Source organism: Actinomycetes bacterium (genome assembly GCA_036000965.1).
Lineage (GTDB): Bacteria > Actinomycetota > CALGFH01 > CALGFH01 > CALGFH01 > DASYUT01.
Map to the genome: position 1 here is coordinate 1 of DASYUT010000190.1, position 10,727 is coordinate 10,727.

Below are 10,727 nucleotides of genomic sequence, written 5' to 3' on the forward strand. Positions count from 1 at the left end.
GGCGTCAAGGGTGGGCTCAGTGCAGGCCGGGCTGGATGAGGCCGACCTCGTAGGCGAGGATCACCGCCTGGATGCGGTCGCGCAAGCCGAGCTTGGCCAGCACGTTGCCGACGTGGGTCTTGACCGTCTGCTCGCTGATCACCAGCTCGGCGGCGATCTCGGCGTTGGAGTAGCCGCGGGCCAGGAGCTCCAGCACCTCGCGCTCCCGGGCGGTCAGGTCGCCGAGCGCCTCGGGCCGGAGCTCGGCCGAGGCGGGGCGGCGGGCGAACTCCTCGATGAGCCGGCGGGTCACGCGGGGCGCGAGCAGCGCCTCCCCGGCGGCCACGACCCGGACCGCGCGGATCAGCTCCTCGCGGGGCAGGTCCTTGAGCAGGAAGCCGCTCGCCCCGGCCCGGAGCGCCTCGAACACGTACTCGTCGAGGTCGAAGGTGGTCAGCACCAGGACCTGGACCGGGTCGGTCACGCCCGGGCCGGCCAGCCGGCGGGTTGCCTCGAGGCCGTCCATCAGCGGCATGCGGATGTCCATGAGGACCACGTCGGGTCGGAGCCGGCGGGCGGCCTCGACCGCCTGCCGGCCGTCGGCCGCCTCCCCCACCACCTCCAGGTCGGGCTGGGCCTCGAGGATCATCCGGAAGCCGGCCCGGACCATGCCCTGGTCGTCGGCTACCAGCACCCTGATGGTCACCGGACCCCCACGTCAGGCCGAGAACGCCGCACCCCGCTCCTTGCCCTGGTACACGACCACGACCAGCCTCCGGCGGCAAGTCGGTGCCGGTTGGAACCACCCTTCTGCTTCGCGATGACGAGGCGGCCGCCTCGCCCACCCGGCGGCAACGTCGTCGCCAGCCAGCGGGAGCCACCCGCCCCTGGTGTTCCGCTCCCCCGCCGGCGCTACGGCCCGGCCGCCCTCCCCCCGGCGGGGGAGGCGCAGGTTCCCGTCCGCGGGCGAGGACCCAGGCACGGCCGCCTCGTAGCGTCGGGTCCACGGCCGACGACACCAGGGGGTTCGCGATGTTCTTCACCCGGCTGGCCCGCTTCACCTACACCCACCGGCGCGCCGTGATCGCCGCATGGGTGCTTGTGTTCCTCACCGGCATCGTGCTCGGCGGCGGAGTGTTCGGCCGCCTGGTCGCCGACGGCCCCGGCCGCGCCCCGGGCAGCGAGTCCGACCTGGCCCGCCGGCGCCTGGCCGCCCTCAGTCCGGACGGGCCAGAGCTGTACGCGGTCGCCGACGGCCGCCCGGTCGACGACCTGCGCCTGGCCGCCAGCCTGGCCCGCGCGAGCGCCACCATCCGGGCCCTGCCCGGCGTGGCCCGGGTCGTCGAGCGCGCCACCACCCCCGCCCCGCAGCTCACGGCCACCGACGGCCGGGCCGCTCTGCTCGTGGTCGAGCTGCGGCGCGGCCAGGACGACGACGAGGAGGAGCGGACGGCGGACGCCGCCGTGCGCGCGCTACGCGCGATCGACGCCCCGCGGGTCATCGTCGGCGGCGGCCTGGTCCAGGACGGCGAGTTCGAGGAGCAGTCCAAGGCCGACCTGGAAAAGGCGGAGCTGCTCTCCCTGCCGGTCGTGCTGGTGCTGCTGCTGGTGGTGTTCGCCGGCGTGGTCGCGGCCGGGCTCCCGCTGCTGGTCGCGCTCGTGGGCATCTCGGGCACGCTGCTCATCCTGTTCGGCGTGAGCCAGCTCACCGACGTGTCGGTGTACGCGGTCAACGTGGTGACCATGCTCGGCCTCGGCTTGGCCATCGACTACGGCCTGCTCGTGGTGAGCCGCTTCCGCGAGGAGCGCCAAGCCGCCCCCGGGGCCGACCCGGCCCGGGTGGTGGAGGCGACCATGGCGACCGCCGGGCGCACGGTCGCCGTCTCCGGCCTGACCGTGGCCGCCTCGCTCGGCGGCCTGCTGGTGTTCGACGACCCGTTCCTGCGGTCCATGGGGTACGGCGGCATGGGCGTCGTCGTGGTCGACCTGCTCGCCGCGGTGACGCTGCTGCCCGCCCTGCTGGCCTGCTGGGGCGCGCGCATCAGGCCGGCCCGGGCCCGCCGGACCGACCGCGGCCTGTTCGTCAGCCTCTCGCGGCTCGTGCAGCGCCGGGCCGGCCTGATCGTTGCCACGGTCGCCGCCGGCCTCGCGCTGCTCGCGCTGCCCTTCGCGGGCGCGCGCTACGAGAACCCGGATGCACGCTCCCTGCCCCGAGGGTCGGAGTCCCGGGAGCTGGCCGAGCTGGTGACCGCCCGCTTCCCGGGCGGGACCGGCACCGAGCCGGTCGTGGCCGTGGCCGACACCTTCCCCGACTCCCCCGCCGTGCGCGCCTGGGCCGGGCAGCTGCGCGCCCTCCCGGGCGCCGAGCGGGTCGCGGTCCGGCCCGGCCCCGCTCCCGGTCTCACGATCGCCGAGCTCACCCCGGCCGGGACGAGCCAGGGCCGGACCGCGACCACGCTCGTCGGACAGGTCCGGCACCTGCAGCCGGGCTTCCCGGTCGCCGTCACCGGCGACGCCGCCCTGCTGGTCGACTACAAGGAGTCCCTCGCCCACCGCCTGCCCGCGAGCGTCGCGCTCATCGTGCTGGTCACCTTCGTGCTGCTGTTCACGTTCACCGGGTCGGTGGTCGTGCCGGCCAAGGCGATCGTGATGAACGTGCTGAGCCTCGGCGCCAGCTTCGGGGCGCTGGTGTGGGTGTTCCAGGACGGCCACCTGGCCTGGCTGCTCGGGGTGGACTCCACCGGCACGCTGGACCTCATCACCCCGCTGCTGGTCTTCGCGATCGCCTTCGGCCTGTCAATGGACTACGAGGTGTTCCTGCTCTCCCGCATCGGGGAGGCGTGGGAGGAGACCGGCGACAACGACCTCGCGGTCGCCTTCGGGCTGCAGCGGACCGGGCGCATCGTGACCGCGGCCGCGCTGCTCATCGTGGTCGTGTTCGCCGCGTTCATGACCGGCGGCCTGGCCACGATCAAGCAGATCGGCCTGGGGATGACCCTGGCCGTGGCGCTCGACGCCACCGTGGTGCGCATGCTGCTGGTCCCGGCCACGATGAAGCTCGCGGGACGCTGGAACTGGTGGGCACCGGCCCCGCTGCGCCGCCTGCACGACCGCTTCGGCCTCCGCGAGGCCACCACCCCACCCACAGCCGAGGCCACCACCCCACCCGCGGCCGAGGCCACCACCCCACCCGCGGCCGAGACGACCGGCGCCGCCCCCGCCATCGACAACCTCGTCGAGGGCGCCGCCTCGGCCGAGGAGACCAACGCGGCCGAGACGACCGGCGCTTAGCGGCCAGCCGGGAACGACTGGGCGTGGTAGCCAAGCGGGTCAGGGGCGACCGGCAGGGGGACGGCCCGGGCGCCGGCGGCGTCCGCCCGGGCGACGGCTTGGGCGCCGGCGGCGTCCGGGCCGGGCGGGCTCCCCGGCCTCCCGGGGCTATTCGGAGGCCGGACCGTGGAACTCGGGGCGGCGCTTCTCGCGGATCGAGGCGACCCCCTCGCGCACGTCCGGGCCGGCGAAGCCCATGAACTCGAGCGCGAGCGAGGCGTCGAAGGCGGGGCCGGCCAGCCGCAGCCAGTTGTTGAGGGCGTACTTGGTCCAGCGGATCGCGCTCTGGGAGCCACGGGCGAGCTTGCGGGCCACGTCGAGGGCGGTCTCGTGCAACACGGCGTCGTCGACGCAGAGCGAGACCAGCCCGATGCGCTCGGCCTCCTCCCCGGACAGGGGCTCGCAGAGCAACAGGTGGTACTTGCTCTTGGCCATGCCGCACAGCAGCGGCCACACGATCGCGGCGTGGTCGCCGGCGGCCACCCCGAGCCGGGTGTGCCCGTCGATGATGCGGGCCGACCGGCCGGCGATCGACACGTCCGCGAGCAGCCCGACCACCAGCCCGGCGCCCACGGCCGGGCCGGCCATCGCGCTCACCACCGGCTTGGCGCAGTTGATCACGTTGTAGACGAGGTCGCGGGCCTCCCTGAGCACCCGGATGCGGACGGCGAAGTCGTCGGCCATGTCGGCCACCAGGTCGAGGTCGCCGCCGGCCGAGAACGCGTCTCCCGCGCCGCGCACGATCACCGCCCTGACCTCGGGGTCGCGGTCGATCTCGGTCCAGACCGCGGCCAGGTCGCGGTGCATCTCCTGGCCGGCCGCGTTGAGCTTGCCCGGGGCGCTCATCACGATCCGGAGCACGCCCTCGTCGGGCCGCTCGAACACAAGGCTCGGGTAGGCGTCGGCATACCGGTCGGTCATCTCGTCCCTCGGTGGCTCGGCGGCGGGCGGCTCGCTCCCGACAGCCTATGCCCGCCGCTCCCTGGACGATGCGCCCCGCTTTGGGCCGGCCGGTCAGGTGCCGGTGACGCCGTCGGCCAGCTCCCGCAGGATGTCGATGTGCCCGTTGTGCCGCGCGGTCTCCTCGATCAGGTGGAACAGGATCCAGCGGAGGGTTACCGGCTCGCCGGTGCTGATGGTCCGCTTCGACCAGGTCTCCAGGTCCAGCCCGGCCACCAGCTCCCGGTAACGCTGGCATTGTGCCTCGTACTCGTCGAGCAGCCGGGCGATCGGCACCTCGACGCCGATGCGCATCTCGCGGTCGGGGTCGTCGTCGGTCCACGGGCCGTGGTCGTCCTGTCCGAGCAGCATCACCTCGAACCAGGAGTACTCGACCCAGTGGAGATGGCTCACCAGGCCGGAGATGGTCATGAGCGGGGAGCCGGGCAGCGGCGCCCGGCGGGCGTCCTCCTCGGCCAGGCCCACGCACTTGGCGTGCACCGTGGCTCGGGCGTAGTCGAGGAACGTGGCGAGCATCGTGCGCTCGTCCCAGGAAGGGGGGATGTCGGACCGGGTCATGGCGGCGGGAGGTGCTTGGCGTACTGCAGGAGGCCGGCCTCGGCGACCGGCCCCTGGCGCAGCGTCATGAGGCGGACCCGGCCGGTGGCGACCAGCCGGCCCTGGTCGTCGGTGACCTCGACCCGCCAGAGCTGGGTGGCGTCGTCGCGCTCGACCGGGGCGGCTTCGACCCGGAGGGTGCCGGCGCGGACCGGGCGGAGGAAGTCGGTGTGGTTGGCCATGCCGACCGGCAGGCCGTCGCCGGCCAGCCACAGGCCGGCCCCGAGGCTCGCGGTCGTCTCCACCGCGGTCGCGTAGACCCCGCCGTGCACGATCCCGGCGATCTGGTGCAGGTCGGGGGTGACCGGGAGAGTGGCCACCACCCGCTCGCCGGACGCCTCCTCGACACGCAGCCCGACGAACCTGTCCAGCGCGCTCTGGATGCCCTCAGGCAGCACCTTCACCCTCTCACCCTCCGGTCGCCCAGAATCCCGGTCCGGGGAAGCTTGTCACGTCGGCGCCCGGGACGAGCACGACCCGGCTGGCGAACCTGGGTGTGACGCTTCGGCGGGACCTGGCCGGCGCGACGGTAGTGGGGCATGTCCTCCTCCTGACCGGCTCGCGCGGACACTCGGGAGCCTATTCTACGGTCGCCCACCAGCCCGACTTCCGCCGTCTCGCTCGTCTCGCTTCACAGTCTTCCCACCGCAGCTCCTGCCTGCCATCGTCGCCAGGTCGAGCAGGTGGCGAGGCGCCGCACCCCGGCGGGTCGAGCAACCTGACGCGCTTCTGGTCGTCAATGAGGGTGTCCGTGATGCTCCGTGCGCCCGGACGTTGATGGGGACCAGACCATAAGACGTTGTGTCGTTCCCTTCGGCTGGTTAGAGCCGGTTGAAGCAGACGACCGCACAAGCCAGCAACACGAACGCGAACCACCGCCCCGCATCCCTGTCCCACCGCACCTGCAACCGCCACCAGCAGCTCAGCCACGACAGTGACCGCTCGATCTTCCAGCGGTGGCGCCCAAGCCGAGTCGAGGACTGGATCCCACGCCTGGCGATCCGCGGGCGGATCCCACGCCGTCGTAGGTACGTCCGGTTGGCGCGGCTGTCGTAGCCCTTGTCAGCGTGGACCGCGTCGGGCCGGGTACGGCGCCGACCTGAGCGCGTGCGGACTGGCGGGACGTCGTCCACGACAGCCTGGAACATTGTGGTGTCGGTGATGTTGGCGGCGGTCACCACGGCGGCAAGCGGCAGCCCGCTCCCGTCGCAGACCAGGTGGAGCTTGCTCCCAGGCTTGCCACGATCGACTGGATTTGCGCCAACGTGATCCCCCACGCTTGGCGCGCACGCTCATGGTGTCCACGCTCGCCCGCGACCAGTCCAGCCAGACCGACCCAAGGGAGCGAAACGACCTCTTAGCGTCGAATGCGCCTATGGTCCGGGAAAGGCGCGCGGGAAAGCCTCGGCGAGTTCGGGGTCACCGCTCACCTCCAGCGGGACGACCGTCGGCCGGCCGAGCAGGAGCGCGAGCAGGTCCCGGCTGCTGCCACTGAACGTGACGTCACTGGTGGTCCCGACGATTGCTGGTGACGACGAGACGACGGTCCCATCGACGCGGACAAGCCAAGCCTCGTTGCCCGTCGGCTCCAGCAGCCATGCGCCTTGTACCGACTCGTCGACGGCGCGGTGGTTGGTCCGCCGGGTGTTCAGCCACGCCAGCCGCAGAGGCAGCACTGCCGTGACGAAGTCACCGCTCCAATCGGACAGGCCGAGACCGAGGTCGGTGCCGTGGACCTCGACTTCCGTCCATCGCATCAGTGTCACGCGGTGAAGCGGCAGCGTCCCGAAATCGGGGTTGTCCGCGGGCTCCACCACCGGCGTCTCCCACGCATCGCCCGCGACCGATCCCCACACGTCATCGAGGTCGCCACTCGAGCGCGCCAGCGACTCGACAACGTCTTGCGGTGACTCTGCCGGCCGGGGCTCCAGCGTGGCTGGCCGTTGCCGCTCGCGCCCATGCGGGTAGTAGGCGGTCTCTTTCCCAGCCAGGGCGTCCCGCGTCATGCGCAGCAGCGCCTCGGCACCGAAACGCAGATGGCACGCGACCGTCAGACGGGACCACCCAGGCAGCAGGCTTGGCGACCGAAGCGCAGCATCCTCGAGCGAGCGCAGGCTCGCAGTGATCTCCCGGGTACGTTGCGCGACGCCGGGGACGGCCGCCTTCGGTCGGGAGTGGGGCATCGAAGCCTTCATCGCTATGAGGATCCCGTCGAGGCTGGCACCGGCGGCAGCCCGAGCACACCTCGGACCACTCTTTCGGCGAGCAGGACGTCGAAACGTGTTTGCCCCGAGAGGTGGATCATGAGCCCGTCCAGCGCGCCGAGAAAGGCGGCTGCCAGCAACCGAGGCCGCGGCCCTGGCGGGATCGCTCCGCTCCGACGACCCGCGCTGATGAGCCGGGTGCAGTCGGCGACGATCCGACGCCCGACGCTCTCGACCGCGCGCCCAACCGGATGCTCCTGCCCGCTGAATTCGACCGCGAGGTTCATCATGACGCGGGCAACGTCACGGCGGCAGTAGACAGCGTGGCCTCGCGCCAGCGCGACGAGCGCGCCGACCGGGTCGGCGTCACCGGCGAATAGGTGGCCGAGCTCCGCGTACCAGGTCTCCTCGACCCACCCCACCACCGCCAGCGCCAGATCCTCTTTGTTGGCGAACAGGTGATACAGCGCTCCGCGCGTATAGCCGGCCTCGCGTGCCACTCGCTCCAGCACCAGGTTGGCGTACCCGTCTCGGGACAGTCCCCGCGCCGCTGCCTCCAACAACGCGCTCCGCGTCCGCGCGCGCCGAGCGGCCTGCGTGGGCCGACCATGCCCCGAGGTCGCTACCGTCGTCATCTTGCATCACATACATACATGTGTGTAGGTTACAGGACGGGCACCCGTGAGGCCAGTCGCACGGGACCGGCCCGTTAGGAGCGAGGCACATGAACGTCGGATTGGTGGTCGCCGGGTCGCTGTGTCTCGTGCTCGCAGCAGGTCACACGCTGACTGGTCGGCTGGTGCTCGACCGACTCCCTCGCAACTTCCAACCCACACGGTTCGGCGACGGCGCGTACGCGCGTGGGCTCCTCGTGTTCACATGGCACGCGCTCAGTCTGATGCTGACCACCACGGGCGCGGTCCTCATCGCGCTCGCTCAGGGCGCGCCCGCCGACGACCGCGGCCAGGTCGTCTTCCTGCTCGGCGCGGCCTATGCCGCCGCGGCGGTAGTACTGGCCTGGATGACGCGCCGGAGGCCATCCGATCTGCTCCGGATTCCGGTGTGGGCGCCCTTCATCGCCATCATCGTCCTGTGCTGGCTGAACACCTAGAAGGCACCCTCATGACCGAACCGACTCAGTGGCGTACGGCCGGGGATGCACGAGTGAAAGCTGACGCAGTGCCGACCGTCGTTCAACAACGCAACGTCCCCGAGGCGATCCGCTCCCTCAGCACTCTGGAAAGCCCCGACTATGTCGACCTCTTCATCGCGACTGCGAATGGGGCCACGGACAAGACGCCGGAGCAGTGGGCCCGTGCCACGGTCGAAGGCGTGCACCCTTGGGCGCGCTTCGTCGCCTGGCGGGTGCTCTGCGGCCTGCGTCTCGAGCCGCGGCCGTCGCCGGAGCACCTCGCCGGGTGGAAGATCGCCGATCGCGGCGACAGCTGAATCCGGATGGAGGCGAGCTCACGGTTCATGACCGCCCAAATCGTTTTCCACGTCGATGAAGGGCGCGTGTCCTTCGCCACGTTCGTCTGCTACGACAAGCCGATGGCGGCACTCGTGTGGCCGGCGGTCTCCATCATCCATCGCCGAGCGGTGCCCGACCTGCTGCGTTACGCGGTGAAGCGCATCAACCAAAGCCGATGCTGAATGGATGGCCACGTGAGGCTGCCGAACTCCGCCCATGAAGCGCATCCTTGGGTGATCGCGCAGATCGCCCCCGATTTCAGACTGCTCGATGCCTGGGCGCTGCCGATACAAGGCGGTCCCGACGAATTCGACTCCTTCCTCGAGCGCATGGCCTCCTTCGATCCCGCTCACTCGGAGTCAGCGGCCGGTCGCGTGCTCTTTTGGGTGCGATTTCGCCTAGGAGCCTTGTTCGGTTGGGACGATGCCACCAAGAAACGACCGATCCCCGGGTGCACTGAAACGACGCTGAGCGCTCGACTTCCCGACGACCTTCGAGGCAGCGCGAAGAGTCCTCTGATCGGTGGCGCGATGCGGCGAGCCGCCGGCGGCTTTGTTCCCCTGTATCGCACCGAGGAAGAGTGGGCTGCCGAACTCTCCAACGCCACAGTGCATGGTGTCCTGCACCTTGCATGGGTCGAGCAAGGCGACGGCCGCTATCGAGCGCACATGGGGATCTACGTCAAGCCCCGCGGCAGGCTCGGCGAGATCTACATGAAGCTCATCCAGCCGTTCCGCCTCTTCATCGTCTATCCGGCACTCATGCGCCAGATCGGGCGCATGTGGGAAGGTTCGTAATGCTTTGGTAATCGTGCCTTATCAAGGAGGAGTGTGATGGCGAGGACCGCCGCAGCCCGACCCCTAAGCAGGATCTCGAAGCCTGCCATGGAGGTCTGGCCCCCGTGCCTTCATACTGCCCGCGTTCATCGTTGCCTGCCACGGTGCTTGCCTGGCTGGCCGCCCGCCTCGCCCGCCTCGCCCACCTGACCCCGCCTCGCCGGCCCGGACAGGGCGGCACCCGGCCGCTTGCCCTGGAGGTCCGCCTGGACGCGGTCGCCGCGGTCATCCTCGACGGGCTGTCGTACCGGCGCGCCGGCCGCATGGTCGGGATCTCCAAGACCGAGGTCGGCGACAGCATGGACCTGCTGCTGGGCAAGCTGGCCGATCTCGGGTTCTGCCAGCCCGACGGGAGCTTCATCACCAGCCTGGCCGATCTTGGCTGCTGGCTTTCGGAGATGGCCCGCTCCAGCGAGGCGGTCTTGCTGGACGGGCTTGGGACCCGGGTGCAACGGCCACGGGGTGGGCCAACCAGAAGGTGCTGTACGACGCCAAGCGCCACGCCCACACCGCCCAGGGCCTGGCCATCTCGACCATCCACGGTGACCTGCTGTGGGTGGACGGCGGCTGGCCGGGCAGCTGCCACGAGCAGGAGCTCATCGCGCTGGCCGGGCTGGACAACGCGCTGGAGGAGGTCGAGGTGGCCAGCCTCCTGGACCGCGGGTTCCGCGGCCTGGCCAAGGCGCGCGAGCACTGGCGTGCGGCGGTCGGCGACCGCCGCACCAAAGACCAGCTCACCGACGCCCAGCGGGCCTACAACCGCCTCGAGGCGGGGCTGCGCGCGTTGGTGGAGCAGTCGATCGGCCATCTTGCCAACGCCTGGGCGCCGCGCTGCTGGCGGGGGCTGCTGTACCGGGTCCGCGACGTCTTCCGGGCCGCTGGCGCGCTGGTCTGCCTGGGCCGCTGGCTCCACCGGGTCCCCGCATGAACAAGCATCACGGACACCCTCAATGAGTACGGCGGCTTGTCGGGCGTGTCGCTGCGCCTTGGATGAACGGTCGTGTGATCGGGCTGTTCGGCGTGGGCTCGAACACCTCCAGCGGGCCGATCGCGAACCCGGCGGCGGCGATCGCGGCCTGGGTATCCCGGTTGGGGTGACAGCCGGCCGCAAACCAAGCCCACAGCGGCGCGAGCCGGTCCTGCCACCTGGCCAGGCGCCCCTGCGCGCGGACGTGCTCCAAGAACACCAGGCGCCCGCCGGGACGCAGCACGCGGTAGCTCTCGGCCAGCGCGGCGGCCGGGTCGGCCACGGTGCACAGCACCAGCATGCACACCACCGCGTCGAAGCTCTGGTCGGCAAACGGCAGCGCCTCGGCGGGGGCGTCGCACAGCTCCACCGGCACCCGCGCG

The 10,727-nt window shown here is 71.4% G+C and carries 13 protein-coding genes; 6 read left to right on the top strand and 7 right to left on the bottom strand.

Annotation, left to right across the window (positions count from 1 at the left end):
• Positions 1-16 precede the first annotated feature (16 nt).
• Positions 17-685 carry a response regulator transcription factor gene (locus tag VG276_17850; GenBank protein ID HEV8651197.1) on the bottom strand — a complete coding sequence of 223 codons (669 nt, stop codon included), beginning with the start codon at positions 683-685 and terminating at the stop codon, positions 17-19.
• Between the two features lie 326 nt (positions 686-1,011).
• Between VG276_17850 and VG276_17855 the strand changes: the two genes are divergently transcribed.
• The gene (locus tag VG276_17855) at positions 1,012-3,270 is read left to right on the top strand and encodes an MMPL family transporter (GenBank protein ID HEV8651198.1); all 2,259 of its coding nucleotides are present in this window, start codon (positions 1,012-1,014) and stop codon (positions 3,268-3,270) included.
• 147 nt (positions 3,271-3,417) lie between these two features.
• On the opposite strand, the gene VG276_17860 is transcribed toward VG276_17855, so the two are convergent.
• From VG276_17860 to VG276_17880, 5 genes are all read right to left on the bottom strand, one after another.
• Entirely contained in the window at positions 3,418-4,230 is an 813-nt protein-coding gene (locus tag VG276_17860; GenBank protein ID HEV8651199.1) for an enoyl-CoA hydratase/isomerase family protein, read from the bottom strand.
• A 93-nt stretch (positions 4,231-4,323) separates the two neighbouring features.
• Positions 4,324-4,827: a DinB family protein gene (locus tag VG276_17865; GenBank protein ID HEV8651200.1), complete on the bottom strand. Its 504-nt coding sequence runs from the start codon at positions 4,825-4,827 to the stop codon at positions 4,324-4,326.
• Positions 4,824-5,264 carry a PaaI family thioesterase gene (locus tag VG276_17870; GenBank protein HEV8651201.1) on the bottom strand — a complete coding sequence of 147 codons (441 nt, stop codon included), beginning with the start codon at positions 5,262-5,264 and terminating at the stop codon, positions 4,824-4,826. The genes VG276_17865 and VG276_17870 overlap by 4 nt, the downstream gene beginning before the upstream one ends.
• Positions 5,265-6,239: 975 nt before the next feature.
• Positions 6,240-7,061: a maleylpyruvate isomerase family mycothiol-dependent enzyme gene (locus VG276_17875; protein ID HEV8651202.1), complete on the bottom strand. Its 822-nt coding sequence runs from the start codon at positions 7,059-7,061 to the stop codon at positions 6,240-6,242.
• A 2-nt stretch (positions 7,062-7,063) separates the two neighbouring features.
• Positions 7,064-7,630: a TetR/AcrR family transcriptional regulator gene (locus VG276_17880; GenBank protein ID HEV8651203.1), complete on the bottom strand. Its 567-nt coding sequence runs from the start codon at positions 7,628-7,630 to the stop codon at positions 7,064-7,066.
• 164 nt (positions 7,631-7,794) lie between these two features.
• On the opposite strand from VG276_17880, the gene VG276_17885 reads away from it, so the two are divergent.
• The 5 genes from VG276_17885 to VG276_17905 all read left to right on the top strand — a co-directional run bounded on the left by VG276_17885 (position 7,795) and on the right by VG276_17905 (position 10,305).
• On the top strand, positions 7,795-8,181 hold the full coding sequence (locus VG276_17885; GenBank protein ID HEV8651204.1) for a hypothetical protein: 387 nt from the start codon (positions 7,795-7,797) through the stop codon (positions 8,179-8,181).
• Positions 8,182-8,249: 68 nt separating this feature from the next.
• Positions 8,250-8,519 carry a hypothetical protein gene (locus tag VG276_17890; GenBank protein HEV8651205.1) on the top strand — a complete coding sequence of 90 codons (270 nt, stop codon included), beginning with the start codon at positions 8,250-8,252 and terminating at the stop codon, positions 8,517-8,519.
• Between the two features lie 27 nt (positions 8,520-8,546).
• Positions 8,547-8,723, top strand: a complete 177-nt coding sequence (locus tag VG276_17895) for a hypothetical protein (GenBank protein ID HEV8651206.1) — start codon at positions 8,547-8,549, stop codon at positions 8,721-8,723.
• Positions 8,724-8,735: 12 nt separating this feature from the next.
• The gene (locus VG276_17900; GenBank protein HEV8651207.1) at positions 8,736-9,338 is read left to right on the top strand and encodes a DUF2867 domain-containing protein; all 603 of its coding nucleotides are present in this window, start codon (positions 8,736-8,738) and stop codon (positions 9,336-9,338) included.
• Positions 9,339-9,855: 517 nt separating this feature from the next.
• Positions 9,856-10,305, top strand: a complete 450-nt coding sequence (locus VG276_17905; GenBank protein ID HEV8651208.1) for a transposase family protein — start codon at positions 9,856-9,858, stop codon at positions 10,303-10,305.
• A gap of 19 nt (positions 10,306-10,324) precedes the next feature.
• On the opposite strand, the gene VG276_17910 is transcribed toward VG276_17905, so the two are convergent.
• A partial coding sequence (locus tag VG276_17910) for a class I SAM-dependent methyltransferase (protein ID HEV8651209.1) occupies positions 10,325-10,727 on the bottom strand: 403 nt, incomplete at its 5' end.

What these genes read in the sequence shown, in the direction of transcription:
- VG276_17855 (HEV8651198.1), top strand. Translation starts at nt 1,012, where the DNA reads ATGTTCTTCACCCGGCTGGCCCGCTTCACCTACACCCACCGGCGCGCC.
- VG276_17860 (HEV8651199.1), bottom strand. Translation starts at nt 4,230, where the DNA reads ATGACCGACCGGTATGCCGACGCCTACCCGAGCCTTGTGTTCGAGCGG.
- VG276_17865 (HEV8651200.1), bottom strand. Translation starts at nt 4,827, where the DNA reads ATGACCCGGTCCGACATCCCCCCTTCCTGGGACGAGCGCACGATGCTC.
- VG276_17875 (HEV8651202.1), bottom strand. Translation starts at nt 7,061, where the DNA reads ATGAAGGCTTCGATGCCCCACTCCCGACCGAAGGCGGCCGTCCCCGGC.
- VG276_17885 (HEV8651204.1), top strand. Translation starts at nt 7,795, where the DNA reads ATGAACGTCGGATTGGTGGTCGCCGGGTCGCTGTGTCTCGTGCTCGCA.
- VG276_17895 (HEV8651206.1), top strand. Translation starts at nt 8,547, where the DNA reads ATGACCGCCCAAATCGTTTTCCACGTCGATGAAGGGCGCGTGTCCTTC.